This is a genomic window from Caenimonas sedimenti (assembly GCF_007833165.1).
GTDB classification, from domain to species: Bacteria; Pseudomonadota; Gammaproteobacteria; order Burkholderiales; family Burkholderiaceae_C; genus Ramlibacter; species Ramlibacter sedimenti.
The window spans coordinates 13,037-38,440 of sequence record NZ_VOBQ01000025.1 but is presented as its reverse complement, the minus strand read 5'-3'; the positions used below and the strand labels follow the sequence as shown (position 1 = coordinate 38,440).

The 25,404-nt window shown below is 69.1% G+C and carries 29 protein-coding genes; 9 read left to right on the top strand and 20 right to left on the bottom strand.

The features are described from left to right. Window position 1 precedes the first annotated feature (1 nt). Genes FN976_RS26420 through FN976_RS26390 form a run of 7 tightly spaced genes read right to left on the bottom strand, consistent with a single transcriptional unit; the run spans window position 2 to window position 6,623 of the window. Entirely contained in the window at window positions 2-796 is a 795-nt protein-coding gene (locus tag FN976_RS26420) for a phytanoyl-CoA dioxygenase family protein (protein ID WP_255440863.1), read from the bottom strand. Between the two features lie 6 nt (window positions 797-802). Next, the gene (locus FN976_RS26415; protein ID WP_145896627.1) at window positions 803-2,347 is read right to left on the bottom strand and encodes a lipopolysaccharide biosynthesis protein; all 1,545 of its coding nucleotides are present in this window, start codon (window positions 2,345-2,347) and stop codon (window positions 803-805) included. Beyond that, the gene (locus tag FN976_RS26410; RefSeq protein WP_145896625.1) at window positions 2,328-2,861 is read right to left on the bottom strand and encodes a GNAT family N-acetyltransferase; all 534 of its coding nucleotides are present in this window, start codon (window positions 2,859-2,861) and stop codon (window positions 2,328-2,330) included. The genes FN976_RS26415 and FN976_RS26410 overlap by 20 nt, the downstream gene beginning before the upstream one ends. A 15-nt stretch (window positions 2,862-2,876) precedes the next feature. Then, window positions 2,877-3,869, bottom strand: a complete 993-nt coding sequence (locus FN976_RS26405; RefSeq protein ID WP_145896623.1) for a hypothetical protein — start codon at window positions 3,867-3,869, stop codon at window positions 2,877-2,879. Continuing rightward, window positions 3,869-4,567, bottom strand: a complete 699-nt coding sequence (locus FN976_RS26400; protein ID WP_145896621.1) for a WbqC family protein — start codon at window positions 4,565-4,567, stop codon at window positions 3,869-3,871. The genes FN976_RS26405 and FN976_RS26400 overlap by 1 nt, the downstream gene beginning before the upstream one ends. Next, window positions 4,564-5,688, bottom strand: coding sequence for a DegT/DnrJ/EryC1/StrS family aminotransferase (locus FN976_RS26395; protein WP_145896619.1), 1,125 nt, complete (start codon window positions 5,686-5,688; stop codon window positions 4,564-4,566). Before FN976_RS26395 ends, FN976_RS26400 begins: the two co-directional genes overlap by 4 nt. Then, window positions 5,685-6,623 (bottom strand): glycosyltransferase family 2 protein, encoded by a 939-nt coding sequence (locus FN976_RS26390; protein ID WP_186511210.1) that lies wholly within the window; start codon window positions 6,621-6,623, stop codon window positions 5,685-5,687. The genes FN976_RS26395 and FN976_RS26390 overlap by 4 nt, the downstream gene beginning before the upstream one ends. Before the next feature lie 142 nt (window positions 6,624-6,765). Here FN976_RS26390 and FN976_RS26385 point away from each other — a divergent pair, with 142 nt between their 5' ends. Then, entirely contained in the window at window positions 6,766-8,382 is a 1,617-nt protein-coding gene (locus tag FN976_RS26385; RefSeq protein ID WP_145896615.1) for a PglL family O-oligosaccharyltransferase, read from the top strand. Here FN976_RS26385 and moaC read toward each other — a convergent pair. Next, window positions 8,346-8,855 (bottom strand): cyclic pyranopterin monophosphate synthase MoaC, encoded by a 510-nt coding sequence (gene moaC / locus FN976_RS26380; protein WP_145896613.1) that lies wholly within the window; start codon window positions 8,853-8,855, stop codon window positions 8,346-8,348. The two genes, FN976_RS26385 and moaC, sit on opposite strands and share 37 nt — an antisense overlap. Window positions 8,856-8,874: 19 nt before the next feature. Between moaC and tfpZ the strand changes: the two genes are divergently transcribed. Together tfpZ and FN976_RS26370 are read left to right on the top strand one after the other, a co-directional pair. Continuing rightward, on the top strand, window positions 8,875-9,654 hold the full coding sequence (gene tfpZ, locus FN976_RS26375; protein ID WP_349291425.1) for a TfpX/TfpZ family type IV pilin accessory protein: 780 nt from the start codon (window positions 8,875-8,877) through the stop codon (window positions 9,652-9,654). Next, window positions 9,651-11,147: a M48 family metalloprotease gene (locus FN976_RS26370; protein ID WP_489885987.1), complete on the top strand. Its 1,497-nt coding sequence runs from the start codon at window positions 9,651-9,653 to the stop codon at window positions 11,145-11,147. Before tfpZ ends, FN976_RS26370 begins: the two co-directional genes overlap by 4 nt. Here the strand turns inward: FN976_RS26370 and FN976_RS26365 are convergent. The 3 genes from FN976_RS26365 to FN976_RS26355 are packed head-to-tail and all read right to left on the bottom strand — an operon-like array spanning window position 11,115 to window position 12,651. Next, complete coding sequence (locus tag FN976_RS26365; protein ID WP_432417893.1) at window positions 11,115-11,471, bottom strand: phage holin family protein; 357 nt, start codon at window positions 11,469-11,471, stop codon at window positions 11,115-11,117. The genes FN976_RS26370 and FN976_RS26365 overlap by 33 nt on opposite strands. A 53-nt stretch (window positions 11,472-11,524) precedes the next feature. Beyond that, window positions 11,525-11,929, bottom strand: a complete 405-nt coding sequence (locus tag FN976_RS26360; RefSeq protein ID WP_145896609.1) for a hypothetical protein — start codon at window positions 11,927-11,929, stop codon at window positions 11,525-11,527. Between the two features lie 14 nt (window positions 11,930-11,943). Beyond that, window positions 11,944-12,651: a TerC family protein gene (locus FN976_RS26355; protein ID WP_145896607.1), complete on the bottom strand. Its 708-nt coding sequence runs from the start codon at window positions 12,649-12,651 to the stop codon at window positions 11,944-11,946. Between the two features lie 315 nt (window positions 12,652-12,966). Between FN976_RS26355 and FN976_RS26350 the strand changes: the two genes are divergently transcribed. The 4 genes from FN976_RS26350 (at window position 12,967) to FN976_RS26335 (ending at window position 15,501) form a co-directional block, all read left to right on the top strand. Next, entirely contained in the window at window positions 12,967-13,404 is a 438-nt protein-coding gene (locus FN976_RS26350) for a DUF3717 domain-containing protein (RefSeq protein WP_145896605.1), read from the top strand. Next, window positions 13,404-13,703, top strand: a complete 300-nt coding sequence (locus tag FN976_RS26345) for a putative signal transducing protein (protein WP_145896603.1) — start codon at window positions 13,404-13,406, stop codon at window positions 13,701-13,703. The genes FN976_RS26350 and FN976_RS26345 overlap by 1 nt, the downstream gene beginning before the upstream one ends. 492 nt (window positions 13,704-14,195) lie before the next feature. Then, a complete protein-coding gene (locus FN976_RS26340; protein ID WP_145896601.1) occupies window positions 14,196-14,843 on the top strand; it encodes a hypothetical protein in 648 nt (215 codons plus the stop codon). Between the two features lie 121 nt (window positions 14,844-14,964). Further along, window positions 14,965-15,501: a HEPN domain-containing protein gene (locus tag FN976_RS26335; RefSeq protein ID WP_145896599.1), complete on the top strand. Its 537-nt coding sequence runs from the start codon at window positions 14,965-14,967 to the stop codon at window positions 15,499-15,501. Window positions 15,502-15,996: 495 nt separating this feature from the next. Here the strand turns inward: FN976_RS26335 and FN976_RS26330 are convergent, their stop codons facing one another. Both FN976_RS26330 and purB read right to left on the bottom strand, forming a co-directional pair. Next, entirely contained in the window at window positions 15,997-16,557 is a 561-nt protein-coding gene (locus FN976_RS26330) for a YaeQ family protein (protein ID WP_145896596.1), read from the bottom strand. 11 nt (window positions 16,558-16,568) lie between these two features. Continuing rightward, window positions 16,569-17,948 carry an adenylosuccinate lyase gene (gene purB, locus FN976_RS26325; protein WP_145896594.1) on the bottom strand — a complete coding sequence of 460 codons (1,380 nt, stop codon included), beginning with the start codon at window positions 17,946-17,948 and terminating at the stop codon, window positions 16,569-16,571. Window positions 17,949-18,071: 123 nt separating this feature from the next. On the opposite strand from purB, the gene FN976_RS26320 reads away from it, so the two are divergent. Next, entirely contained in the window at window positions 18,072-18,686 is a 615-nt protein-coding gene (locus FN976_RS26320) for a glutathione S-transferase N-terminal domain-containing protein (protein WP_145896695.1), read from the top strand. Then, the gene (locus FN976_RS26315) at window positions 18,683-19,960 is read left to right on the top strand and encodes an Hsp70 family protein (RefSeq protein ID WP_145896592.1); all 1,278 of its coding nucleotides are present in this window, start codon (window positions 18,683-18,685) and stop codon (window positions 19,958-19,960) included. Before FN976_RS26320 ends, FN976_RS26315 begins: the two co-directional genes overlap by 4 nt. Here the strand turns inward: FN976_RS26315 and FN976_RS26310 are convergent. The 7 genes from FN976_RS26310 to FN976_RS26280 form a co-directional block, all read right to left on the bottom strand. Continuing rightward, complete coding sequence (locus tag FN976_RS26310; RefSeq protein WP_145896590.1) at window positions 19,926-20,558, bottom strand: M23 family metallopeptidase; 633 nt, start codon at window positions 20,556-20,558, stop codon at window positions 19,926-19,928. The two genes, FN976_RS26315 and FN976_RS26310, sit on opposite strands and share 35 nt — an antisense overlap. 98 nt (window positions 20,559-20,656) lie before the next feature. After that, window positions 20,657-21,100: a nuclear transport factor 2 family protein gene (locus FN976_RS26305; protein WP_145896588.1), complete on the bottom strand. Its 444-nt coding sequence runs from the start codon at window positions 21,098-21,100 to the stop codon at window positions 20,657-20,659. After that, the gene (locus FN976_RS26300) at window positions 21,097-21,879 is read right to left on the bottom strand and encodes an SDR family NAD(P)-dependent oxidoreductase (RefSeq protein ID WP_145896586.1); all 783 of its coding nucleotides are present in this window, start codon (window positions 21,877-21,879) and stop codon (window positions 21,097-21,099) included. The genes FN976_RS26305 and FN976_RS26300 overlap by 4 nt, the downstream gene beginning before the upstream one ends. Continuing rightward, window positions 21,879-22,406, bottom strand: coding sequence for a DUF3833 domain-containing protein (locus tag FN976_RS26295; protein WP_145896584.1), 528 nt, complete (start codon window positions 22,404-22,406; stop codon window positions 21,879-21,881). Before FN976_RS26295 ends, FN976_RS26300 begins: the two co-directional genes overlap by 1 nt. Beyond that, the gene (locus FN976_RS26290; protein ID WP_145896582.1) at window positions 22,403-23,665 is read right to left on the bottom strand and encodes an MFS transporter; all 1,263 of its coding nucleotides are present in this window, start codon (window positions 23,663-23,665) and stop codon (window positions 22,403-22,405) included. Before FN976_RS26290 ends, FN976_RS26295 begins: the two co-directional genes overlap by 4 nt. Next, entirely contained in the window at window positions 23,662-24,210 is a 549-nt protein-coding gene (locus FN976_RS26285; RefSeq protein WP_255440862.1) for a chalcone isomerase family protein, read from the bottom strand. The genes FN976_RS26290 and FN976_RS26285 overlap by 4 nt, the downstream gene beginning before the upstream one ends. Further along, window positions 24,207-25,403, bottom strand: a complete 1,197-nt coding sequence (locus FN976_RS26280; protein WP_145896579.1) for an SAM-dependent methyltransferase — start codon at window positions 25,401-25,403, stop codon at window positions 24,207-24,209. Before FN976_RS26280 ends, FN976_RS26285 begins: the two co-directional genes overlap by 4 nt. Window position 25,404 lies beyond the last annotated feature (1 nt).

Genomic DNA, 25,404 nt, shown 5'->3' with positions numbered 1-25,404 from the left:
GTCAGTCGTCCTGTCCCCGCTGGTAGTGCCGTCGGGCGACCGGCACATAATAATCGTCGAGGGAAGCCGGCACCCGGGCGTTGTAGCCCACCAGTTGGCGCAGGAACGGCTCGCGCAAAGCCTCGTGGTCGTCGCCCAGCAACCTGGGGTAGTCGAGCTGCTGCTTGAAAAAGGGGCTCGTGAGCGTGATGGTCAGCGCACGGCGCGGTGCCGCCGTGGTGTTGTGCCCGGCGGCATGCCAGATCCGGGAGTCGAAGAAAAGGATGGAGCCCCGGGTGCCGGTCGCGCGTTCGGCGCCGGCCAGGAACTCGGCCTGCTCCGGCTTCTGCGCGCGCCCCTGTGAACCGCTCAGGATCCAGGTCGCGCCGTTCTCCGGCGTGAAATCATCCAGCATCACCAGCAGATTCAGCATGAAGCGGCGCGCGGTGCTCGAGAAGCGGATGTCGCGGTGCACCTGGTGGACGTACGCCGCCGTGTCCTTCTCGTTGATCACCCCGCCGTAGGAATTCAGGATGTACTTGCCCTCGAAGAACCAGTCGAGCTCGGCCGAGAAGTGCTCGAGCGTGCGCAGGAGATCGATGAACTCGGGACCATCGCCGAGCAGGTGATGCAAGGTGCCGTCGTTGCTCCCCTCGACACCGTTGCGGGCCCGGATGCGGTCGCGGCGGGCGAGCGCGGGGGCCAATTGCTCGCACACCGCATCGAGCACACCCGGTGCAATCGCATCGCGCGCGACCCACCAGCCCTTGTCCTGCATGGCCGCGGCAAAGCCGGCCGGTCCGGTTGGAGCATTCATTGAGGCTTAGGGTAGCCGACCCTCGTCCTGGCTGTAAAGAGGAGGACTTTCCAGCCGCCGCCCCATGCCGGACACGGCCCCCGCGGCGCCGCACATGAGGCTGCAGGCCAGTGCGACGGCGGTGGCCGCGGCCATGCGCCCGGCGTCCGGCGGGATCGCCCATGCCGCCGCGGCGCCCATCGCGAGGGGCAATGCGATCGGCCGCAGGATGTCCTGCACGAGCCATGCTTCGTGCACGCCGGGCGCGAAGCGGCGATGCACGATCGGCGTCCAGAGCAGGAAGAACGCGGCGTTCGCCCCGGCCCAGACCCACGCCGTGCCCATGGCACCGTGCACGGTGGCGGCGTACAGGATCGCCGGAACCAGGACGGCGGCGAACAAGGCGTTGCCCCACACATGCAGGCGGAGGTCGCCGCGCGCGTATTGCAGATAGTAGGGAAAGACCGTCAACGTGAGAAAGCCGTTGCCCGCCGCGTAGAGCGCGAGTACCGCCGCGTAGTCCCTGGCGAAGGACCGGTCCCCGGTCCAGGCCCACAACACCGGCTCCGCCAGGAACACCAGGCCCAGGGCGGGGGGCATGCCGAACACCATCACGAGGCGCGTGGTGCGCCGGTACAACGCGGTGATCTCGCCTTCCTGCCCGGATGCGGCGAGCTGCGTGAGCCGCGGCAGGATCGCCTGCGAGACCGCGGCGCTCAGCAGGCTCGCCGCCGATGCCGCGGTCACGGCGGCCGTGAAGTAGCCGTATTCCGCGAGCGGCATGGTTGCCGACAGCACCAGCTTGTCGGCCTGGGTCACGACCACCCAGACGATGGTGGCGAAAGCGATGCCGGCCGAGAATCGCAGGGCCGGCCCCAGGACTGGCCAGTCGGGCCGCACGGGCCGGCTCCTGTCAGCCGGCGCAAGCCGCAGGGCCGTGATGGTCAGGACCGCGAGTTCGGCCACGGAGACCACGGCCTGGAACACGAAGAAGCCGATCACCGAGGCGTCCATCCACCACAGGACCGGCAGCACGCCCACGAAACGCAGGCTGACCACCGCGGCGTTGAAGACGTTCAGCCAGACCTGGCGCTCCATCCCCATGATGACGCCGCGGTACAGCCCTGCGATCCAGCGCAGCGCCACCGCGAGCCCCATGGCCTGCAGGGCGGCCCGCACATCCTGCGCCGGCAAGGCGCGCACGTTCAGCCAGGAATTCGCGACCGCCTCGGCGCCCAGCGCAAAAAGGACGGCCAGCAGCGCGCCGGTGAACCAGAACATCCATTCGAAAACCCGCAGCAGGCAGCGGAACCCGTGGCTGTCTCCCGCGCCTCCCGCATGGCGGGCGGCTTCGCGCGCCACCGTGGCCGACAGGCCGAGATCGAGCAGTTGCGCCCAGGCCTGGAGCAAGGCGAAGAAGCCGACCAGCCCGTACGCTTCGCCGGACATCAGCCGGAGGTACACCGGCACCATCACCAGGCCGATCAGGCCCGCATAGGCCTGGCTCGCATAGTTGGCGGCGACGTTGAGCTTGAAAGTGGCGCCGCGGGAGTCAGGCGGCTTCGGGGACATACTCGTCGCGCAAGAGGCCCATCTGCACGACGTCGTGCCATTGGCCCTGCTTGTAGGCCGCCTTGCGGCTCAGGCCCTCCTGGCGGAAACCCACGCGCCGGTACAGCCGCAGCGCCGCCTCGTTGTGCGGCAGGACCGCGAGGCGCAGGCGCTGCAGGTTGAGGTCATCGAAGGCATGGGCGATGGCCAGCCGCGTGGCCTGCGCGCCGCACGAGCGCCCGCGCCACGCGGGCTCGGCGATCCAGATGGCGAACTCGGCTTCCCGATGGACCCAGTGGATGTCCAGCAGGTACACGACACCGATCATGGCGCCGTCCGGCGCGCAGACCGCCAGGCGCACGTTGTTCGCGCGCGCACCCTGGTAACCGTCGAACCAGCGGCTTTCCGCTTCGAGCGACACGAAGCGGAAACCGGCGCCCAGGTTCGCGATCTGCCCGGGATCGTTGCGCCAGCGATTCAGCAGCGGCAGGTCGGCCCGCTCCAGCTCGCGGACGGTGATGGGGGGGCTTTGCATGGCTTGATCCAGGGCTCAAGGGGCGAGCAGCGGCCGCAGCACGGGCAGCAGGCGCCTGGACAGTGTAGCGGCGTCATAGCGCTGGTCCAGGGGCAGCGCCACGAGGCGTTGCGCCAGCGCCATCTCGCGCGCGGGAAGGGGCCGTCCATCGAGCAATTCGGGCCAGTAGCACGGTGTGTAGATGCGCTGGGCCCGCAGCGCGTCGCGAACGCCCGCGCGCGCCGCCAGCAGCGGGTAGCAAAGTGGAACGTCGTCGGCCGTGAGGGACCAGCGCAGCGCGTTGACGCTGTCGAACGCCTGGGCCAGCAAGGCAAAGTTCTCACGGCGCCGCTCTCGCACCCGGCGGCCGTCGGCCGCCTCCAGCAGGCGTTCGGTGAGGGCAGACATCGCGAGGGGCGGGAGCCCGTCGAGGCTCGCCTCGGCGGCCCCGAAGTCGGCGTAGCCGCTTTCGGCCCCTGCCGCGTGGCGCTTCAGCAAATGGGTGCAGCGCGCGAGAGAACCGGCATCCCGCTCGAATTCCGGCAAGGCGACTTGCGGTGCGATGAGGATGCCCCCATCCGGCAGGCCGAGAAACTTGCGCGGCGAGTAGATCGTGGCGAGCACGCTCCTGGTGGGCGCGAACCAGGCCTGCGAATTGTCGAAGACGAGCTGGGTGGGGTCGTATCTCTCCAGCAGCCGCTGCTGCACCGCGCCGAGCAGCCCGAAGTAGTTCACGTGCAGGAGCAATTCGTCCGGCGCCAGGCGCTGCGGCGCGTCGGGCAGGAACTCCGGATCGAGGCCGTAACGCCGGGTCGTGAGGCCGGCCTGCGCCAGGGGCTGCGCCATGCTGTCGCACAGGTAGTGCGGCAGCCACACGGCGGCGGGCCGCACGGCCTGCAGCAGGGCGAGGAACGCGCCGCGGCCGGACTGGAAGCGGCGTCCGCCGGCTGGAAGATGGTCCGGGCCGCCGACACCCAGTTCCAGCGGCAGGTAGCCGCCGATCGCATCCTCCGGGACGGCGCTGGCCATCAGGCCGGCACCCCCGCCTCTGCCATCCTGCGGGCCTCCTGCGGCGAGTTGTGCATGAGGACGTCCAGCATGGAAAGGCCCGGCACGAACGCGGCCGCGAACTGCGGGTACGGCTCGAGCACCGGCTCGACGAAGCGCAGCGCGACACCGGCCGCTTGGAAACGCTCCGCGTCGTACAAGGCCTTGCCGCCCGGAAGGTTCCAGTACGCGGTCGCCTTTTCGTCACGGCACACGCCGAGCACGCGCTCCGGCCCGATCAACCCGGGCTCGCCCTGGCGGCCCGGATCGTCCACCAGCTCCACCGGCAGCGCCAGGTAGCCGGCGACCAGGCGGACACTGGCCTTGGCCATCGCGGACACATGGGGCTGCGCCTCCGGCACCGCTTGCTGCAGCAGGTCGTGCACGGGGGCGAAGTACGGCGCCTTCCGGTAGGCGTGGCGAACCATCTCGAACATCTTGCGGCGCCAGCCGGCATCCTTCGCCACTTCCACCTCGGCGATCGTCCGGGACGGCCCCGCATCACGCACGGGCACCGTCAGGTAGCTCGTCGCGCCGCCCACCAGGACCCGGTTGCGGTTGACCCAGCCGTTCTTGATCCACTGCACCTCGTCGTAGAAGACGAAGCGGTCCACGGCGGCGAGGAGGCTGAAGTAGCCCAGGTACGGAAAGAAGTACGGCTGCATCAGCGCGAGCTTCATGGCGTGCGCTGCTGGCCGCGCACCAGGGCGGCGATGCGCTCCACCTGTTCGAGCGTCAGGTCGGGGTAGATCGGCAGGCACAGCACCTGGTCGGCCACGCGCGCGGCCACCGGCAGGTTGGCGCGCGCGGCGGAGGGCAGGCCCCGGTACATCGGGAAGTCGCTGATCAGCGGGTAGAAGTAGCGCCGGGTGAAGATGCCCTCCGCGCGCAGCTTCGCGTACAGCGCATCGCGCGCGATGCCGTAGGCGGGGCCCACCAGGATCGGGAAATACGCGTCGTTCTGCGTGGCATCGGGCCAGGCTTCGGCGCAGGCGATGCCCGGCACGTCGGCCAGCAGTTCCCGGTAGCGGGCCGCGATCGCCGCGCGCCGCGCCAGCGCCTCGTCCACGCCCTTCAGTTGCAGCAGGCCGAAGGCGGCGCAGATCTCGCTCATCTTGCCGTTGATGCCGGCGGCCACCACGATGGTTTCATCCACGAACCCGAAGTTCTTCAGGTGGTCGATGCGGTGCTTGGTCTTGGCGTCGGGCGCGATGATCGCGCCGCCCTCGAAAGTGTTGAAGACCTTGGTCGCGTGGAAGCTCAGCACCGACAGGTCGCCGTGGCGCAGCACGCTGGCGCCCTTGTGGCGCACGCCGAACGCATGCGCCGCGTCGTAGATCACCTTCAGGTTGTAGTTGTCGGCGATGCGCTCGATCGCCTCGACCTCGCAGGGCCGGCCGTAGACGTGCACCGCGAGGATGGCGGTGGTCTGCGGCGTGATCGCCGCCTCGATCTTCGCCGGGTCGATATTGAACGAGCGCTCGTCGACGTCCACGAAAACGGGCTTCACCCCGTTCCACAGCAGCGAGTGCGCGGTGGCGACGAAGGAGTAGGGCGTGGTGATCACCTCGCCGTTGATGCGCAGTGCCTGCAGCGCCGTCACGAGGCCGATGGTCGCGTTGGTGAACAGGGACAGGTGCGGCACGCCCAGGTGCTCGGACAGCGCCTTCTCCAGCGCCTGGTGGAAGTGGCCGCCGTTCGTGAGGATGCGGCTTTCCCAGATCTGCTCCAGGTAGGGCACGAAGTCCTCGAGGGGCGGCATGTGGGGCCGCGTGACGTAGATCGGCGGGCGCTGGGTCATGGGGCTCTCTTTTCCTTGGGCAGCAGCCCGCGGCCGCTCAGCACGTCCCACAGCACGAGCCCGCGCAGCAGGAACTCGTCGGCCAGCAATTGGCGGTGCCGTCGCGGCACCAGCAGCAGCCGCAGCACGGAGGCGGCGTTGCGGGGGTCGAAGTAACGGTCCATCAGTGTGCGCTGGGCGGGCGAAAGGTTCGCGCCATGGGCGGCGCGGAAATTCTCAAGCTGGTTGTACATGATATGCACCCAGCTGCTGCGGCGGATGAATTGCAGGTTCACGAGGTAGCGGCGCCAGCCGGAGCCGCGGCCCACCACGTTGCCGCCATGCTGCCGGTAGTTGACCGACGGCTCGGGGTCGGCCACCACGGTGCCGAACGCGGACACCACCAGGTAGATCCACCAGTCGTGGAAGTGGATGCGGCTCGCATCGCCCAGCCGCAGCACCAGTTGCACGGCCGCCGGGTTGAGCGCGATGGTGCAGCCCGTCACGATGTTCTCGGCCAGGGCGTTCTCGAAGGAGGGGCCGCGCGGCCAGCCCAGCGTGACCCCGAAGCGGCGCAGCGATTCGTCCACCAGCCACAGGCGCGAGAAATAGAGCGTGGGCCCAGCGCGGCCCTGCAGGGCGCGCGCCGCGCGCTCGATCTTGTCCGGCAGCCACACGTCGTCCTGGTCGGCCAGCATCGCCAGCTCGGCCTCGGGCGGCACGCTCGCGAGCAGCGCGAAGAAGCTGCGGGCGAAGCCGAGGTTCTCGCCGCGCAGCAGCCGGATGCGCGGGTCGGCGGCGGCGAGCGCCTCGACGCGCGCCACCGTGCCGTCGCGCGAGCCGTCGTCGCGCACGATCAGCCAGCCGTCTGGCGGCAGCTGCGCCAGGATGGAGGCCACCTGCTCGTCGACGTAGCGCTCGCCCTGGTAGGTGGACATCACGACGGCGACGCGCATTCGACGGGGCTCCTGGGCTGGGGATGGTGGCCTGCGGGTTTGGGTTACGCTTGCCGCATGCGCCGCACGTTCCCCGCCCGTATTGTGCTTCGTGCTGGGCCTGCGCCCTGCCACCGCGCGCGGCCTGCCCGCTGATCCGCCCATGAATGAACCGAGCCGGCCCTGGCCCGGACCCGTGCGCACGCTTGCGGCCGGCGCGCTGCTGGTCCTGCCCTGGCTGAATCCCTTCGCGCCCGGCCCGTCGCCGGCGGTCGAGCCATGGCTGGTCACCTTCGCCTGCGTCCTCGTGCTGCGCTGGCGCTTCGCCGGCGCGGCGGTCGCGTTCCCCTGGCGGGCCGGGCTGGCGCTGTTCGCCGCATGGGCGGTGCTGCGTTCCGGGGTGACGCTCGACACGGTCGCCTTGGCCGGCGGCTTGCTGCTGATGGTGCTGGCGGCTGGCGTGGCCGTGGAATGGGCGCGTGCCGGGCGCGTGCACTGGATCGCCGGCGCCTGGCTGGCCGCGGCGTTCGCGAGCACGGCGGTCGCCCTGCTGCAGTACTTCGGCGCCGACGCCCTGCTGGCGCCCTGGGTCAGCCTGTCGCCGGCCGGCGAGGCGTATGCCAACCTGCGCCAGCGCAACCAGTTCGCGTCGCTCACCGTGATCGGCACGGCGGCCGCCTGGTGGTTCCTGCGCGAGGGGCGGGGCCGCTGGTTCGCGTGGGCAGCCATCGTCTTGCTCGCGGTGGGCAACGCGGCCACGACCTCGCGCACCGGCCTGCTGCAGCTGGCGCTGCTGGCGGCGCTGGGCGTGCTGTGGCCGGGCCCCGCGCGCCTGAAGGCGGTGCGCGCCGGGGTCGTGGCGTTGGCCAGCTACACCGCGGCGGCCTTGCTGCTGCCGCTGCTCCTGGTGCAGGCGGGCGGCCCGCTGCGCGCGCGCCTGTGGGAGCGGACGGCGGAAATCGCCAGCTGCAGCAGCCGCAGCGTCCTCTGGTCCAACGTCAGCGAACTGGTCGCGCAGCGGCCGTGGCTGGGTTGGGGCTGGGGCGAACTCGATCACGCCCATTTCGTGAATCTCTACGCGGGCGCGCGCTTCTGCGACATCCTCGACAACGCGCACAGCCTGCCGCTGCACGTGGCGGTGGAACTCGGCTTGCCCGCCTTGCTGCTCGCGCTGGTGGCCCTGGGCGTCGCCGTGTGGCGCGCCGCGCCCTGGCGCGAGGCGGATCCGGCGCGCCAGCTGGCCTGGGCGGTGCTGGCCCTGATCGGCATCCACAGCCTGCTCGAATATCCGCTCTGGTACGGCCCTTTCCAGCTCGCGGCCGGCCTGTGCATCGGCCTGCTCTGGCCCGGCCGCCAGCCGGAAGCCGCCCCGCCGGCTCGGACCTGGGCACGCGGCGCCGTCGCCGCCGCGGCCGTGGTCCTGCTCTACGCCCTCTGGGACTACCGCCGCGTGAGCCAGATCTACCTGCCGGCGGAGGAGCGCCTGGCGCCCTGGCGCGACGACACCGCGGACCACGTCGCGCGATCGAGGCTCTTCAGCCAGCAGGCGCGGTTCGCGCTGCTGACCATCGCGCAGCTGTCGCGCGACAACGCGCAGTGGACGCTGGACACCGCCGAGGCGGTCCTGCACTACTCGCCCGAACCCAAGATCGCCGAGAAGGCGATCGAGAGCGCGACGATGCTGGGAGAGGACGACCGCGCCGTGCTGCACCTGGCGCGCTACCGCGCCGCGTTTCCCCAGGCTTATTCGGACTGGGCGTCGCGTAATGGATTGCGGTAGCTGCCCGACTTGCCGCCGTGCTTCTCCAGCAGCTTGACGTCCGTGATGGTCATGCCGCGGTCGATGGCCTTGCACATGTCGTAGATGGTGAGCAGCGCGATCTGCACGGCGGTCAGCGCTTCCATTTCCACGCCGGTCGCGCCGATGGTTTCGACAGTGGCCGTGCAGGCGACGTGCGCCGGCCGGCCGCCGTTCTGCGGATGCACCGCGAAATCGAGTGCCACCCGCGTCAGCGCCAGGGGGTGGCACAAGGGGATCAGGTCCGAAGTCTTCTTGGCCGCCTGGATGCCGGCGATGCGGGCGATGCCCAGTACGTCGCCTTTCTTCGCCGTGCCACCCTGGATCACAGCCAGCGTTGCGGCTAGCATCTCGATTCGCCCGCCCGCCACCGCGACGCGATGGGTGGCGGCCTTGCCGGCCACATCGACCATGTGCGCCTGGCCCTGTGCATCGAAGTGAGTCAAACCGCTCATGGAAGAACCGAGTGTTGCCTTGAACCATCATACGTCGCGCTTCGACTGGCGCGCGCGCGGGCGCGCCGCCGGGATCCACTTCGGCATCAGCCTGGGCGTGGCCGCGGTGGCGGCCCTGCTGGTCTTCGCGCTCTGGTACCCATACCCGTACCGCGAGGTCTCCGGCGGGCGCGAGCTGTTCCTGCTGGTCGTGGCCGTCGATGTGATCCTGGGGCCGCTCATCACGTTCGCGATCTTCAACCGCGCCAAAGGCTGGCCGCACCTGCGCCGTGACCTGGCCGTGGTCGGCCTGCTGCAGCTGGCCGGCCTGGGCTACGGCCTGTGGACGGTCCATCTGGCCCGCCCGGTGCACCTGGTGTTCGAGATCGAACGCTTCCGTGTCGTGCACGCGGTCGACATCCCGGTCGATCTGCTGGACCAGGTGCCGGCCGGCATCGAGGCCATGCCGCTGGGCGGCCCGACGCCGCTGGCCGTGCGGCCATTTCGTAACGAAAAGGAAAAAATGGACGCCACCATGGTCGCGCTGCAGGGCATCGCGCTGGCGGCCCGCCCCGACCTGTGGCAGACCTATGAGGCGGCCAAGCCCGCGATCCTGCAAGCCGCCAAGCCGGTGAGCACGCTCAAGACGCGCTTCCCGGCGCAGGCGGCGGAAGTCGATGCCGTGCTGCAACGCGGGAACCGGAACGCTGCCTCAGCGGTCTACCTGCCTATGATTGCGCGCAAGGCCACCGCCTGGACCGTCCTGCTCGACGCCGGCACGGCCGAGATCATCGGTTTCGTGCCCCTGGACTCGTTTTGAACCACCCACTGCGCGCTTCGCGCGCCGCCCTGCTCGCCGGACTGCTCTGCGTCCTGGGTGCGCCCGCCACCGCCCAGTTGCCCACGCTGGGCGACGGCAGCGACATGTCGAGCGGCGCCGAGCGCAAGCTGGGCGAGAGCATCGCGCGCGAGCTGTACCGCGACCCCGATTACATCGATGACCCGGTGCTCGTGGAATACGTGCAAGGCCTCTGGCAGACGCTGCTGGCGGCCGGGCGCGCCCGCGGTGACGTCACCCCCGAACTCGGCGAGCGCTTCGCCTGGACGGTGCTGCTCGGCAAGGACCGCACCATCAACGCCTTCGCCCTGCCGGGCGGGTGGCTCGGGCTGCACCTGGGCCTGGTAGCCATCACGGCCAACCGCGACGAGCTGGCCTCGGTGCTGGCGCACGAGCTCAGCCACGTGACGCAGCGCCACATCTCGCGGCTGGTGACGCAGCAGAACCGCGCGTCGCCGCTGGTGATGGCGGCGATGATCCTGGGCGCGCTGGCCGCCAGCAAGAACGCCCAGGCGGGCCAGGCCGTGATCGCGGGCAGCCAGGCACTGGCGCAGCAGTCGCAGCTGAACTTCTCGCGCGACATGGAACGCGAGGCCGACCGCATCGGCCTGGGGATCCTCACGCAGGCGGGGTTCGAGCCACAGGGCTTCGTCACCATGTTCGAGAAGCTGCAGCAGGCGGCCCGGTTGAACGACACCGGGACGTTCCCGTACTTGCGCACACACCCCATGAACACCGAGCGCGCCGCCGAAATGCAGTCGCGCCAGCAACTGGCGGGCCGCGCGCCGGTGGCGCCCACCTTCGAGCACGCCATGGCCGCCGGGCGCGCGCGCGTTCTTTCCAACCCCGGCGTCGATGGCCTGCGCGCCTTGATGGCCGAGGGCGACTCGCCCGGGCTGGCCGCGCAGCCGCGGCCGCGCCAGGCCGGCGCCCTGTACGCGGCGGCGCTGGCGGCCTCGAAGCTGCGTGACGCGCCCGCGGCGAGCCGCCTGCTTACGCGGCTGCACGCGCTGGTCGCCCAGGACGCGCCCGCGCAACGCCTCGCCCGCCTGCTCGAAGCCGAAGTGGCGGTGGCGCAGCGCGACGGCGCGCGTGCGCTCAGCCTGCTCGACGCCGAGCCATCACGGCGCCCCGAACTCCTGCTGGCCGCGCAGGCGCGCCAGCTCACGGGCAAGGCGGCGGATTCGGTGGACCGCCTGCAGACCTGGGTGAGCACCCAGCCGCGCGATGCGGCCGCCTGGCAGGCGCTGGCGGCGGCGTATGCGGCGCGTGGGCAGCCGCTGCGCGCCGTGCGCGCCGAAGCCGAGGCGCAGGTGGCGCACCTGGACTACCAGGCCGCGCTCGACCGCTTCAAGGCCGCCCAGGACATGGTGCGCAAGGGCACGGCTGGCGGCGACCACATCGAAGCGTCGATCATCGACACCCGCACCCGGCAGGTGGAGCTACTTCTTCGCGAACAGGCGGTCGAGCGCTGACTCGATGACGATGCCGATCAGCGTGTAGAGCAGCGAGCCCACGAGCGCGCCAACGAAACCGCGCACCTGGAAGGCGTCGAGCAGCCAAGAGGCCAGCCAGAACACCAGGGCGTTGATGACGAACAGGAAGAGCCCGAGCGTCAGCATCGTCACCGGCAGCGTGAGCACCACCAGGATGGGCCGCACCACGATGTTGAGCAGGCCGATGACAAAGGCTGCCAGCAACGCCGAGGTGAAGTTGGGCACCTGCACCCCGCTGTACAGGTAGGCAACGAACAGCAGCGCCGAGGCGCTGAGCAGCCATTTGGCAAGCAGCTTCAGCATGGGCGGGAAGGATAGCACCGGCCTGCCGCCGGGGCGGCCGCGGCCGGAGGGGATCAGTCCAGCGCGAAGACGAGGGCCGCGAGGCCCATGAACGCGCCCGGGGGCAGCAGGCCGGGCCCGGGGGGCGTTTCCTGCTTGGGCCGGCGCACGTCGAGCACGCGCGACGTGCCGTGCTCGGCCATCAGGTCGCGCGTGAGATCCGGCAGCGGCCCGCGCGCGAGCACGGGCGTGACGTCGTCGCCGCGCGCCCGCAGGCCCGGCACGATCTGGTCGAACAGCTTGTCGGCCCATCTGGAGCGCCAGTTCTCGCGCGCCGAGTGGCTGACCCATTTGCTGATGCGATGGGTCATGCGCGGCGCGCAGGCCACCAGCACCCAGTGCGTGCCGGCCCCGTCGGCGGCCGGCAGCAGCTGCCGGGCGTAGGCGGGATCGTCCAGATACACGATGACCTTCTGCATGCGTTCTCCTGCGCTCAGGGGGCGGCTTCGGGCGCCGGCCGTGCGGCGCGCATCCGCCCGGCCCACCAGCCCGCGGCCAGCACGCCAGCCACGCAAGCCGCGTAAGTGCCCCAGCGCGCCAGCGTGTGCACAGTCTGGGGCGGATCGAACACCGCGTCCAGCAGGGGTTCTCCGATGATCATTTTGGCTGCAGTGAAAGCGAGCACGGCCGCGCCGGCCTGGATGATGAGGGGGAAGCGGTCCACCAGTTTCAGCACGACGTTGCTGCCGAACACGACGATGGGCACGCTGATCAGCAGGCCGAGGATCACCAGGTCCATGGCGCCATGCGAGGCGCCCGCGACGGCCAGGACGTTGTCCACGCCCATCAGCGCGTCCGCGACCACGATGGTCTTCATTGCGCCCCAGAAGGTCGTGGCGGCCGGGCCATGGTCGTCGTTGCCGCCTTCATCGGCCAGCAGCTTGTACGCGACCCACAGCAGGCCAAGGCCGCCGACCAGCATCAGCCCGGGGATCTTCAGCAGCCAAACCACGCCCAGCGTCATGACGGACCGCACGGCGATGGCGCCCACGGTGCCCCAGAGCACTGCCTTCTTGCGCAGCGGCGGCGGCAGGTTGCGCGCGGCCAGCGCGATGACGATGGCGTTGTCGCCGGCCAGCACCAGGTCGATGAGGATGATGGCCAGCAGGGCGGACCACCAGGCGGAAGAGAGGAATTCCATGCGAAAGCTCCGGGTTCAAGTCGTGGCAAGACCCGGGCGCAGGCAGAACAAAGCGGGGGTGGCGAGGAGGCCGGCGCTTCGATCCGAGCCCACGCCGGGCCCGTCTCGAAGGTCTTGCTCGGCACTGGCCGCTGATGGACCGGTGCCCGGCGAGCCGGAAGCCAAAAGGCTTCGTATTGACGGCAGGCCGCAATCAGGGAGCTACTCCCCTTCGCGAGTGGATTAGACCACAGCCGCCGCCAGCCTGCCAGTGGAAACCACGTATATCATGCCCCTCCCCCCGCCAAGCGCATGGCTGAAAGCATCCCCCGCCCCGTGGCCGGAATCCACATCACCGACATCGAAGCCGCCATCAATTTCTGGCGGGAACGCAAGCCCTCGCCCGACGGCGTGACGCTGGCGCCGGAGCTGCGCGCGCTCGCCGAGGTGTATGCGCTGATGGTCTTCTATCGCGAAGACGAGGCGGAAGAGAAGGGCTTCCCGCCGGCTGCCTACGCCGCGTGGAAAGCCTGGTACGACACCCAGCCCGACACGCCGTGCATCGCCATCTGCTCCACCAGCCAGGGCGACCCGGAGTGCAAGGGCTGCGGCCGCAGCTTCGAAGAGGTCCAGCACTGGACCGAGATGAGTCCGGCCGAGAAGCGCCATGTCTGGCGTCGCATCACGCTGGAAGGCGACGCCTGGCGGTTCAACCGCTACGCGGAGCGGGCGGGCGGGGACGGCAACGGCGGCACCAGCGAGGGGTCGACCTGATGCGCCGCCTGACCCAGGCGCCCAATCTCGCGATCGCGGCGCTCTGGGTCGACACCTTGCAGGAGGCCGGCATCGATGCGTCGGTGCAGCGGCAGTTTCTGTCGGGTGCGGCGGGGGAGTTACCGCCCGACCAGTGCCTGCCGGAGATCTGGCTGCGGCATGACGAGCAGGAGGCGCGGGCCCGGGCGTTGCTGGATGATTTGAAGAATGTGCCGCAGCGGCGCTGGCAGTGTGCGTGTGGAGAGTTGGTGGAGGGTGGGTTTGAGTCGTGCTGGAAGTGTGGGTTGCCGATGCCTTGACTCCGTCTGTCATCCCAGCGAAGGCTGGGATCCAGGGGATAGAGGGCTGTCATTCCTGCTGAGGGCAAGGCCGTGGGGTCAAAGGCCGTCATCCCCGCGAAGGCGGGGATCCAGAGCTCCCGGACTTCCTTTCCCCGATGTTCGGCCTGGGCCGGTCCGGCAGAACTCACGCGCGATCTGCTGATCGCTCCGTTCAGACAACTGCCGGAAGCATGATGACGATGCGCGCTACGCGCGCTCCGGCCCCAGACCGAACATCGCAGCCGCCCGAGAAATCGCCGGGGGCGGGTGGGGGAGGGGGCGAAGGAGGTGAGGTTGCGTCATTCGAAAAGTTGTCGCGACGAGCGACGGGCCGCTGCAAAATGGCCAGATGCAGACACTTGAGAAATGGCTAGATGTGGACGCCATATCTAGTCACAAAGTCCATGAATGGCTGGTTGTGTCCATGGATGGCCATTTTTCTCGCCGTCTGCATTACGTTAGAGGGCAGTCATGAAGTTGGGGCGTCCGGAGCAGTTTCACGACAAGTTTGCGCTCCGCATGCGCAGCATCGAACGCTCAATTGCGCAGTACCAGTTCTCGGCAGCCGCGCTACGCAAGCCGTTTGAATCGACGCTTGATGAGCACACGGCGCTCCTCCTCAAAGGCTTTGGAAACGACGTGAATCTGCTTGCCGCAATTCGTGAACTGCTCTTTCCGAGCCGTGAGTTGCTCGACGCGTATCTCGGGCGGATCGCCGCGTCTACCGCCTCGAGCGGGACGCAAACCGCTCGTGATCTCGTGCCGTTCTTGAAGCGACTTCTCGCCGGAGACTACGACAAGATGAAGCAGCCGATCTTTGACTTTCTCAAGATGAACGCCTCCTACGTGTTTCATATCAGGAAGTTTAGGAATCAGATCAAAACTGATCCTTCAAGTGCAGAATTCAATTTCAACACAGACCATTTTGAAATGCGGATGTCGCTTCCGGTGAAGGCAGAAGACGAAGCTATCCTGCCGCATCTGGAGATCGCCAATTTGGACGAGGCTCTTCGCAACCGCCGATATATGTCCACGTTGAACCTCGATGTGTACTTTCCAGAGATGTTGCAGTTCTGGCGCGCCTTTCAGTCGGTGTATCAGGAGAGCTATGCCCTCTAACAGGTCGTTCGACGCGGACACGAAACGGCATTGCGCCGCGAGCCGTGCGCGGGAGCATACGTCTCGCGGCGCAATGCCACTTCGCGCCGGTCAACTCCAGCATTAAAGCTCACAGGAACCTATGTCACGCGCCTCAGCCGCCTTCGAAAAGTCCATTGAGGACGCCTCAACGCTCCTGGCTCACTTTGACAGTGTGCACAAGTGCTCGCCAGAGAACGCGGAAGTCTTGAAGCGCGCAGGCCTGGTCATGGCCCTCACCGCTTGGGAGACCTATGTCGAAGACCGGGTACTGGAGGCCGTTCAGGCGCGTCTGCGGGTCCTAGAGGGGAGTCCTGTTGGAAAGTTCGTATCTGGCAAGCTTGAGGAGGAACTCAAGCGGTTTCACAATCCGACAGCGGAAAAGACCAAGCGACTCTTCACCGACTACTTGGAAGTCGATGTCACCGCTGGATGGAAGTGGCTGAACTACGAACCCGCGAGCGCTCGGAAAACGCTGGATGACTTCATCTCCAAGCGCGGGGACGCCGTGCATCGAGCGAAGGCAATGAATGGAGGTTCACCTGCGCCCCACTTGGTAAAGCGTGAAGACCTAGACAAGGCGATACGATTCCTCAAGGCCTTGGTGGTCGCAACGGACAAGGTGTTGGCGGAGCCGTGAGCTGTCACAAGCGAGTGGACACGGACGCGGAGCTTGCCTCACTTTGATGGACACCTTGACCTAACAGAGGAGTTGAGGCCGGCAAGCCCACGCGCTTGGACCCTCCTTGGCCCATCTTCCACTCGCCCCCGGCGATTTCTGGGCGGCTGCGATGTTCGGTCTGGGGCCGGAGCGCGCGTAGCGCGCATCGTCATCATGCTTCCGGCAGTTGTCTGAACGGAGCGATCAGCAGATCGCGCAGTGAGTTCTGTCGGACCGGTCCCAGGCCGAACATCGCAGCGAAGCTGGAGCGAGCCGGAGGCGTAGCGCAAGCCGCCACAGTATGAGCCGGGGGTGGGTGGGGGAGGGGGCGAAGGAGGCTACGCGCGGTAGAGCGGGAAAGGTCGCGAGGTGCCACGCGGGGATGGATCCCGGGTCAAGCCCGGGATGACTGGATGTGGGGGGTGACGGCCTCTACCCCCTGGATCCCAGCCTTCGCTGGGATGACAGCCAAAATCACTTCCACCGCACCGGCTCCAGATTGATATGCCGCGTCGCATCCGCCAGCATCAACTGCCCCTCCTGCACCGTCGCCTGCAACTGCATGCTGCGTTGCGCCAGCAGCGCAATCTCCTGCGAAGGAATGGTCGGAATGCGCCACACCTGCAGGTTGTGCAGGCGCGTCAGCTTGTTCTCGATCCCGCGCCACCACACCTCGGCCGCATGGTGGAAGCAATACACCGCCACCTGGTCCGCCTTGCGGCACGCCTTGCTGATCGCGCTGTCATCCGGCTGCCCCACTTCGATCCAGCGCCGCGTCTGCCCCGTGAAGTCGCGCAACGACACATCGGGATCCTCCGGGTCGGACAAGCCGGCGCCAAAGGCCAGCGTGCCATCCCCATTGCACACCGTGTCGAGTTCATGCGCATGCAGCGCCAACGCCGCCAGCCGCACCATCATGCGTTCGTCGGTTTCGCTGGGATGGCGCGCGAGCGTGAGCGCGTGGTCGGCGTAGTAGGCGTGGTCGATGTCGGCGACCGCGAGCTGCGCCTTGAAGATGGTGGACTTGAGGGCCAAGAGCTTCTGACCTAAGCGCGCTTGGCGAGTTCAGCTGCCTTGCCGATGTAGCTGCCAGGCGTCATCGCCAGCAAGCGATCCTTCTCTCCCTGCGGGATCTCCAGCGACGAGATCAGCGCATGCAGATCAGCAGCCGCCACGGTCTTGCCGCGCGTCACTTCTTTCAGCTTCTCATACGCGCCCTGCACGCCATAGCGGCGCATCACGGTCTGGATCGGTTCGGCCAGCACTTCCCACGAGTGGTCCAGGTCGGCTTCGATCGCTTCGGCGTTCAGCTCCAGCTTGCCCAGGCCGATGCCCAGCGAGTGATAGGCCAGCACCGCGTAGCCGAGCGCCACGCCCATGTTGCGCAGCACGGTGGAATCGGTCAAATCGCGCTGCCAGCGCGAGACCGGCAGCTTTTCCGACAGGTGCTTCAGCACCGCATTGGCCAGCCCGAGGTTGCCTTCGGCGTTCTCGAAGTCGATCGGGTTCACCTTGTGCGGCATGGTGGACGACCCGATCTCGCCGTCGCGCAGCCGCTGCTTGAAGTAGCCGAGGCTGATGTAGCCCCAGGCGTCACGGCTGAAATCGATGAGGATGGTGTTGCACCGCGCCACCGCGTCGAACAGCTCCGCCATGTAGTCGTGCGGCTCGATCTGGATGCTGTAGGGCTGGAAGGTGAGGCCCAGGCCCAGCGGCTCGTGGCTCTCCACCACCTTGCGGCTGAAGGCTTCCCAGTCGAAGTCGGGCCAGGCCGCGAGGTGGGCGTTGTAGTTGCCGACGGCGCCGTTCATCTTGCCGAGCAGCTGCACGGCGGCGATCTTTTCGCGCGCCGCCGCCAGTCGCACGACGACGTTGGCGAGTTCCTTGCCCACCGTGGTGGGGCTGGCGGTCTGGCCGTGCGTGCGGCTGAGCATGGGCACCGCGGCATGCGCATGGGCCATGTCGCGCAGCCGCGCAATGACGGCGTCCAGCGCCGGCAGCAGCACGAGTTCCCGCGCGCCTTTCAGCTGCAGGGCATGGCTGGTGTTGTTGATGTCTTCGCTGGTGCAGGCGAAGTGCACGAACTCGCTGGCCGCCTTCAATTCAGGCCGGGCCTCGAAACGTGACTTGATCCAGTACTCCACCGCTTTCACATCGTGGTTGGTGGTCTTCTCGATGTCCTTGATCGCGGCCGCGTCGGCCTCCGAGAAATTCTTGACCAGCCCAAGCAGGTAAGTGCGCGCACCCGGCGAAAGCGGCCTGAATTCGGAGAATCCGGCGTCCGACAGGGCGATGAACCAGCAGATCTCGACCTGCACGCGCTTGTGCATGTAGCCCTGTTCGCTCATCAGCGGGCGCAGCGGGGCCAGCCGGTTCGCGTAGCGCCCGTCGAGCGGCGACAGCGCGGAAATGGGGGAAAGTGCCATGCCGGGATTGTAGGCGGCGCCTTCCGTCGGCTCGCCGTGCGCGCGTGTCGCGACAGCACGACAGCGCTGCAAAAAGCTTCCCCTAGAATGAATCGTCCCCTGAAGAACTCGAAGAGCGAACCCATGAAGTTGATCGGCGCCATCACCAGTCCCTACGTCCGCAAGGTGCGCGTCGTCATGGCCGAGAAGAAGCTCGACTACCAGTTCGTCGAGGAAGACGTGTGGTCCGCCGACACCACCATCATGCAATCCAACCCGCTCGGCAAGGTGCCTTGCCTGGTGATGGAAGGCGGCGAGGCCCTGTTCGATTCGCGCGTGATCGTCGAATACCTGGACACGCTGTCGCCCGTGGGCAAGCTCATTCCCGCGGTCGGCCGCGAGCGCGCCGAGGTGAAGACCTGGGAGGCGCTGGCCGACGGCGTGCTGGACGCGCTGATCCTGGCCCGCCTGGAAGCCAACTGGAGCGGGCGCACCAAGGCGCAGCGCAGCCAGGCCTGGATCGACCGGCAGCTCGCCAAGACGCACGCCAGCCTGAAGGCCATGAGCCAGGGCCTGGGCGAAAAGCCGTTCTGCGCGGGCATCTACTTGAGCCTGGGCGACATCGCGGTGGGCTGCGCGCTGGGCTACCTCGATTTCCGTTTCCCCGAGATCGACTGGCGCCCGGAGCACCCGAACCTGGCGAAGCTGCACGAGAAACTGATGCAGCGCCCCAGCTTCGCGGACAGCATGCCACGTTGAGCGCGCGGGCGGCGCCCGCGCTGGGCATCGATTTCGGCACCTCCAATTCCGCCGCCGGCACGGTCGATGCGCGGGGCGTCGCGCGCCTGTTGCCGCTGGAAGGCGAGTTCACCACGCTGCCCACGGCGGTCTTCTTCAACGCCGAAGACAAGACCGTGCACTTCGGCCGCGATGCGATGAGCCTCTACCTCGCCGGGACCGACGGCCGGCTGATGCGCTCGCTCAAGAGCCTGCTCGGCAGCGCCCTGATGCAGGAGCACACGGCCGTCGGCTGGGGCGAGCAGCGCTACCAGGACATCGTGGCTCGCTTCCTGGGTGAGCTCGCCGAGCGCGCTCGTGCCAGCGTGCCCGGCCTTGGTCAACGCGTGGTGCTGGGCCGGCCGGTGCACTTCGTCGACGATGCGCCGGAGCGTGACCGCAAGGCGCAGCAGGGGCTGGAACAAGCCGCACTGGCGGCCGGCTTCCGGGAAGTCGCGTTTGAGCTGGAGCCCATCGCGGCCGCCTTCGACTACGAGCGGCGGCTCGCGCAGGAGGCCGTCGCGCTGATCGTCGACGTCGGCGGCGGCACCTCGGACTTCTCCGTGGTGCGGCTCGGCCCGGACCGCGTGCGCCACGCGGATCGCAGCGCCGACATTCTCGCCACCGCGGGCGTGCACATCGGCGGCACCGATTTCGACCGCAAGCTGAATGTGGCGCGCGTGATGCCGCTGCTCGGGTTCGGGCACGTCGGCCCCAGCGGGCGCGAAGTCCCGAATGCCATCTTCCTGGACCTCGCCACCTGGCACCTGATCAACTTCCAGTACGCGCCGCGCGTGGTGAGCCGCATCCAGGCCTTGCGTCCCGACTACAGCGATTTGCAGCTGCACGATCGCCTGATGGAAGTGCTGCGGCAACGCCAGGGCCACCGGCTGGCCAGTGAGGTGGAGCAGGCCAAGATCGAATGCTCGATGCACGGCGCAGCGGCGCGCATCGCGCTGGAGGAGATCGAGGCCGGCCTGGCCGCGTCGCTCACGCCGCAACAGATGGGCGCCGAGTTGGACGAGCTGCTCGCGAAAGTCGTGGCCTGCGCGCAGGAATGCGTACGCCGCGCGGGGGCGCAGATCGATGTGATCTACCTGACCGGAGGATCGTCGGCGCTGCGGACCCTGCAGGAGCGCCTCGGCGCGCAGATGCCGGGGGTGCCGCTGGTGCAAGGCGACCTGTTCGGCGGCGTCGCGGCGGGCCTGGCCTATGCCGCGCTCAATTCGCGAGCGCGAGCGCCAGGTAAGGGTTGACCGCTTCGCCACGGCCCCAGAGTTTCGCCCAACGGCTTCCGCTCTCCACGTACTGGACCGCGAAGTGCAGGTGGGGCGCGTGGTCCGGTGCGTTGCCGGTGGCGCCCACGTAGCCGATGACCTCGCCGCGGCGGACCAGTTGCCCGTCATGCAGGCCCTCGGCGTAGCCCGCGAGGTGCGCGTAGTAGTAGAGAAAGCGCCCGCTGGCATCCGTCTGGTAGACGGAAAGCCCCCCGCCGCGGTTGCTCGAGATCTTGGTGACCTGGCCATCGTCGGCGGCAAGCACGGGCGTCCCCCACGGCGCCATGATGTCGATGGCCCGGTGCGCCCGACCCTTGCCGCGTCCTTCGTCGAACGTGTCCTTCAGGCGCGAACGGGGAATGCCCTGGACTGGCACGACCAGTTGCCGCGCGGCCAGGATTTCTTCGGCCGAAGGCGTCTGCTTCGCGACGGCAGGAGCGGGCGCGGGTGCCTTGGTCGCGGGCGGCGGGGCCGCTGCCGGCGCCTGGACCACGGTCACCGCCGGCGCCCGCAGCCCGTCCATCGACGAATGCGAGAACGCCATCACCGCGAGCAGGAACGCGAGGAAGTAGCCCATGCTGCACCTTCGCGCGGATGGGGTCGCGGCCGCGTCGGGATGGCTGGACAGTGAGCGTCAGCGGTTGGCTCAGCGGCCGTGGGCCGCCCTCCGACGCTTCAGCTCGCCGCGCGGCGCTTCAGCAGGCGCATCAGCGCCCCGAGCACGGGCAGCTTCTCGTACACCTCTTCCGCTGCATCCCACCAGTCGCGGTGCAGCGTGATGCGCCCATCGGCGGCGAAACGCAGTTGCGAGCCGCCGCGCACCACGAACGTCTGCCGGGGGCGAAACGAGCGGAAGCGGAAGCTGAAGTCCCACACCAGGAAGCATTGGCCGGCATCGAGGATGCACTCCGTCACATCGAAACGGGGCGCATGCAGGGTCTCGAACATGTGCGCGAACACGCGCTGGACGGCGGGCAGGCCGGCCACGTCATTGAACGGGTCCTTGAACCGCGCGTCGTCCATGTAGAAATCCCCGAGGCGCAGGACGTCGGCCGGCTGCAGTGCCTCGAACAGCGCCACGACGCGTTCCACCGCGGCTGCGGTTTCGTCGCGGTTCACAGACCGGTCCCCCGTCGCACCAGCCCGGAGTACAGGCGGAACGGCAACTGCCGCAGCAGCTTGAGGCCCAGCGTGAACCGGCGCGGGAAATGGATCTCGAAACGGCCGCGTTCCCAGCCGCGCACGATGTGCGCGGCGGCTTGGCCGGCCGTCATCAGTCCCGGCATCCGGAACTCGTTCTGCGCGGTGAGCGGCGTTTCGACGAAGCCCGGGTTGACCACGCTCACGCCGACCCCTTCGTCGCGCAAGTCCATGTGCAGCGTCTCGGCCAGTTGGATCAACGCGGCCTTGGTGGGCCCGTACGCCAGCGCATTCGGCAGCGCGCGGTAGCCCGCCACGCTGGCCGCCAGGCTCAGGTGGCCGCCGCGCGCCAGCAGCGCGGGCAGCATCGCGTCGAGGACGTGCAGGGCGCCGTGGTAGTTCACTTCCATGTGCTTGCGCATCTGCGCCAGGTCGAAGGCGGTCGCGCGTTGCGGCTGGTAGGTTCCCGCGCAGTAGAACACCAGGTCGACCGGCCCGGACTGAAGCAGGGTCTCCACCCCCGCGCGCACCTGCGCGGCATCGCAGACGTCGAGCGGCAAGGCCACGGCCCCAGGGTGTTGCGCGGTGAACTCCCGCAGCGCCTCCCCGCTGCGCGCGGAGAGCACCACCGAGGCGCCGCGCTGGTGCAGCAAGGCGGCCGTGGCCCGACCGATGCCGCTGGAGGCGCCGACCACCCACACCCGCCGGCCGCGCCAGCTGGTGATGGGCGCGTTGAGCGGCGCGATCCAGGCTGCCATCAGGGCCGCCGGGTGAACGACAAGGTCACCTCACCCAGGTGAATGCCAAACTTGCTCATGGCCGTGCGATTGAGCAGGACGCGATCGCTCATGAGGTACATCCAGTCGTCCATCTGCACGTGCCAGGTGCGGCCGTCCACCGGCAGCGCCAGCGTGTAGTTCCAGCGCAGGGCGTTGCCGCGCGCCTGGCCCACGGCTTCGCCGACCACGTCGTCGGCCTGGCCGGTGTAGCGGCCGTCCGGCAGCTTGCGCACGCGCCAGACGCGGCGCTGCCTGGTCCCGTCGGAATAGGTGAAGTCCTCGTCGAGCACGCCTTGGTCGCCCTGCCACGTGCAGTCCATGACGACGGTGAAGCGTTTGACGACGCGCCCGCTGCGGTCGGTGAAGATGCCCCAGCCGTCCACGCGGCCGTTGAAGTAGGCACGCAGGTCCAGCGCGGGTTGTTCGGCGGCGTAGTCCGACACTTCGGGCGCGGCGCAGCCTGCCAGCAGCAGCGCACCCGCGCCCAGCAGCATCCGTCGTTTCATTCGGCGGTCTCCTTGTGGATCAAGAGCAGGTAGAGGAGCGCCGCGGCCGCGAGCTTCAGAACGCAGGGCAGCACGCAATAGGCCAGCGTCAAGGCGTCCAGGGCTTCCGGGTCGCGGCTGCCCGGCGTGTAGCCCGCCAGCGCGAGCAGCGGCAGGGCCAGGCCGGCCGCCAATGCGAGGTTCAATTTCGTCGCGAAGTTCCACCAGCCGAAGTAGGCGCCTTCGGCGCGGCCGCCGTCACCTGCCGCCGCGATGACACCGGCGAGCAAGGCGCCCGGCAGCGCCAGGTCGGTGCCGAGCGCGGCCCCTGCGGCGATGCAGATGGCGAGAAACGCCCAGGTGTCCCCGGCCCCCAGCTGGCTGGCACCGGCGAAGGCGGCGATCGCCAGCAGGATCCCGGCCAGCCAGGCACGTGCCAGCCCGAAGCGCGGCACCGCGGCCACCCAGAGCGGGATGGCGATGGCGGCGCTGAGAAAGTAGCTGCCCAGGAACAGCGGTTCCATGGCGGCGGGAGCCTGCAGCCGGTCCTGCACGAAGAACAGCACCAGCGTGGCAGGAACCGCGCTGGCGATGCCGTTCAGCACGAACACGGCGAGCAACCGCCGGAACGGCGCGCGCGCGAACGGCGTGCGCCAATCGGCGCCGCTCGCGCCGGCTGCGGTGCGTGGCCGCGGCCCCGATTGCCACGCCCAGCAGGCGAGCGCGAGCAGCACGCCCAGCGCGGCGGCCGAGGCGGCGAGCCCCGCCAGCAGCGGCAGCAGCGAGGCCAGCAGCACGCCGGCCAGCCCGCAGCCTTCGCGCCAGGCCACCACCCGGCTGCGCTGTGCCGCGTCGCCCCCCAGCATGGCGCCCCAGGACTGGTGCGCGATGCTGAGCGCGCTGTACGCCAGGTAGGTCCAGGCCAGCGCGAAGGCCGCCCAGGCCAGCAACGCTGTCGTGCCGCGCACCGGCGGAAAGAACAGCAGCGCGAATCCGAGCGCCAGGAATGCCGCTGCCACCCACCCGAAGCGCAGGACTGCCGCGGGCGTGCGCGCGAACAGGCGATCCGCGACGCGGCCGAGCCAGGGATCGAGAAACGCGTCGAACAGGCGTGCCACGAGCAACACCACGCCCAACGCCGCGAGCGGCACGCCGAATGCGCGGGCATAGTGGTTCGGCAACAGCACGTACAGCGGCAGCGCCACGAACGCCAGCGGCAGGCCCAGCAGCCCGTAGCGCCAGCCATCGGCCGTGGTGAAGCGCGCCGCCGCGCCGGTCATGGGGGCGTGCCGGCCAGCAGCGCTTGCCGCAGCTTCGGTTCGGAGGTGGTGGGCGCGAGCCAGATGCCGAAGAAAAGGCGGGCGAAGCGCGCGTCCAGGATCTCCCCGGCCCAAGTCCCGTTGATGGCGAAAGCCGCGCCGCGCCCCGGGCGGTGCAGCCCCAGGATGCGGTCGCCGGGCTGCACGTCCGGCAGCAGCTGCTGCAGCGCGGCCTGCCAGCGCTGCGCGTCTTCGGGCGCGATGGGGCCGGCGCGCCGCATCTCGTCGAGCGAGCGGCGCGCGATGTCCGGGCCCGTGAAGGCGCGCAGGTAGGCGAGCTCCAGCGCGAACGGCGACCGCTCGAAGGCGGCCTGGCTGAAACCGCTCCCCACCCAAAGGCGCGCGTCGTAGGCCTGGAAGCCGAACCAGGTGAGCCGGCCCGTGCCGGCCGGGCGCAGGCCCGGCTCCAGGGCGAACAGGTCGTTGGCCGAGGCGGCGGCGGCGCCCGCCAGCAGGCACGCGGCAAGCAGGCCGCGCGCGCTGCGGCGCGCCAGCGCGGCGCTCAAGCGCGCTGCAGCGTGTACTGCACCACGTCGACGTCGCGCTGGCGGAAGGCCGCCTCGCAATACGCCAGGTAGAACTCCCATAGCCGGATGAACCTTTCGTCGAAGCCCAGGGCCAGCACCGCGCCGCGTTGCGCCAGGAAGCGTTCGCGCCAATGCGCGAGCGTGGCGGCGTAGTCGAGGCCGAACGCGAATTCGTCCACCACCGTCAGGCCAGCCGCCGCGGCCGCCCGCCGGAACTCGGCGGGGCAGGGCAGGCAGCCACCCGGGAAGATGTACTGCTGGATGAAGTCGGTGGAGCGCACGTAGCGCGGCCACAGCGCATCGTCGATCACGATGCTCTGCACGCAAGCGCGGCCGCCCGGCTTGAGCAGGCGCGCCACGGTCGCGAAGTACTGGGGCCAGTATTCCCGGCCCACCGCCTCCACCATCTCGATCGAGCAGATGGCGTCGAAGGGAGCGTCGCCGATGTCGCGGTAGTCCTGCAGCCGCAGGTCCGCCGCCGGGACGCGCTCGCGCGCGAAGGCGAGTTGCTCGGTGGAAAGCGTGACGCCGGTCACGTCGGCGCCGAACTCCACCGCCGCCATCTCGGCGAGCGCGCCCCAGCCGCAGCCGATTTCCAGCACCCGCGCGCCGGGCCGGACTTGTGCCGCCTGCAGCGCCCGGCGCACCTTCGCGTGCTGGGCCTGCACCATCGTCCGGCCGGCATCGCCCTCGAAAAGGGCCGACGAATAGTTCATCGTCTCGTCGAGCCACAGCCGGTAGAACGCGTTGCCGAGGTCGTAGTGCGCGTGGATGTTCTTGCGGCTGCCGGCGCGGCTGTTGCGCTGCACCAGGTGCTTCAGGCGGTAGGCGAGCCGGCCCCACCACGTGCCGTACACCACGTCTTCGAGGGCCTGCCGGTTGCGCACCAGCAGCGCCAGCAGCCCGGGCAGGTCCGGCGTGGTCCAGTCGCCGGCGACGTAGCTCTCCGCGAAGCCGATGTCGCCGCTCGCCAGCGCCTGCGTGAAGGGCTTCCAGTTGGCCAGGTGCAGACTGGCGTGCGGCTCGCCGTGGCCGAAGCGCGCCGCCTGGCCGTCCGGGAATTCCACGAACAGGCAGCCGTGGCGCAGCTGCTCCAGCAGCTTCAGGGCGGCGTGGGCGGTGGCGGGCGCGCGCGCCTTCCACCCCAGCCCGCCGGCGGTTGTCGTGGTCATG

Coding starts and splice junctions, on each gene's coding strand:
- FN976_RS26295 (WP_145896584.1), bottom strand. CDS start 22,406: ATGAAACGACGGATGCTGCTGGGCGCGGGTGCGCTGCTGCTGGCAGGC.
- FN976_RS26300 (WP_145896586.1), bottom strand. CDS start 21,879: ATGGCAGCCTGGATCGCGCCGCTCAACGCGCCCATCACCAGCTGGCGC.
- FN976_RS26405 (WP_145896623.1), bottom strand. CDS start 3,869: ATGGCCAGCGCCGTCCCGGAGGATGCGATCGGCGGCTACCTGCCGCTG.
- FN976_RS26400 (WP_145896621.1), bottom strand. CDS start 4,567: ATGAAGCTCGCGCTGATGCAGCCGTACTTCTTTCCGTACCTGGGCTAC.
- FN976_RS26360 (WP_145896609.1), bottom strand. CDS start 11,929: ATGCAGAAGGTCATCGTGTATCTGGACGATCCCGCCTACGCCCGGCAG.
- FN976_RS26355 (WP_145896607.1), bottom strand. CDS start 12,651: ATGGAATTCCTCTCTTCCGCCTGGTGGTCCGCCCTGCTGGCCATCATC.
- FN976_RS26390 (WP_186511210.1), bottom strand. CDS start 6,623: ATGCGCGTCGCCGTCGTGATGTCCACCTACCAGGGCGAGCGCTACGTC.
- FN976_RS26345 (WP_145896603.1), top strand. CDS start 13,404: ATGCGCCGCCTGACCCAGGCGCCCAATCTCGCGATCGCGGCGCTCTGG.
- moaC (WP_145896613.1), bottom strand. CDS start 8,855: ATGAGCGGTTTGACTCACTTCGATGCACAGGGCCAGGCGCACATGGTC.
- FN976_RS26280 (WP_145896579.1), bottom strand. CDS start 25,403: ATGACCACGACAACCGCCGGCGGGCTGGGGTGGAAGGCGCGCGCGCCC.
- FN976_RS26410 (WP_145896625.1), bottom strand. CDS start 2,861: ATGCAAAGCCCCCCCATCACCGTCCGCGAGCTGGAGCGGGCCGACCTG.
- FN976_RS26385 (WP_145896615.1), top strand. CDS start 6,766: ATGAATGAACCGAGCCGGCCCTGGCCCGGACCCGTGCGCACGCTTGCG.
- FN976_RS26335 (WP_145896599.1), top strand. CDS start 14,965: ATGTCACGCGCCTCAGCCGCCTTCGAAAAGTCCATTGAGGACGCCTCA.
- FN976_RS26340 (WP_145896601.1), top strand. CDS start 14,196: ATGAAGTTGGGGCGTCCGGAGCAGTTTCACGACAAGTTTGCGCTCCGC.
- FN976_RS26415 (WP_145896627.1), bottom strand. CDS start 2,347: ATGTCCCCGAAGCCGCCTGACTCCCGCGGCGCCACTTTCAAGCTCAAC.
- purB (WP_145896594.1), bottom strand. CDS start 17,948: ATGGCACTTTCCCCCATTTCCGCGCTGTCGCCGCTCGACGGGCGCTAC.
- FN976_RS26365 (WP_432417893.1), bottom strand. CDS start 11,471: ATGCTGAAGCTGCTTGCCAAATGGCTGCTCAGCGCCTCGGCGCTGCTG.
- FN976_RS26320 (WP_145896695.1), top strand. CDS start 18,072: ATGAAGTTGATCGGCGCCATCACCAGTCCCTACGTCCGCAAGGTGCGC.
- FN976_RS26290 (WP_145896582.1), bottom strand. CDS start 23,665: ATGACCGGCGCGGCGGCGCGCTTCACCACGGCCGATGGCTGGCGCTAC.
- FN976_RS26420 (WP_255440863.1), bottom strand. CDS start 796: ATGAATGCTCCAACCGGACCGGCCGGCTTTGCCGCGGCCATGCAGGAC.
- FN976_RS26395 (WP_145896619.1), bottom strand. CDS start 5,688: ATGACCCAGCGCCCGCCGATCTACGTCACGCGGCCCCACATGCCGCCC.
- FN976_RS26310 (WP_145896590.1), bottom strand. CDS start 20,558: ATGGGCTACTTCCTCGCGTTCCTGCTCGCGGTGATGGCGTTCTCGCAT.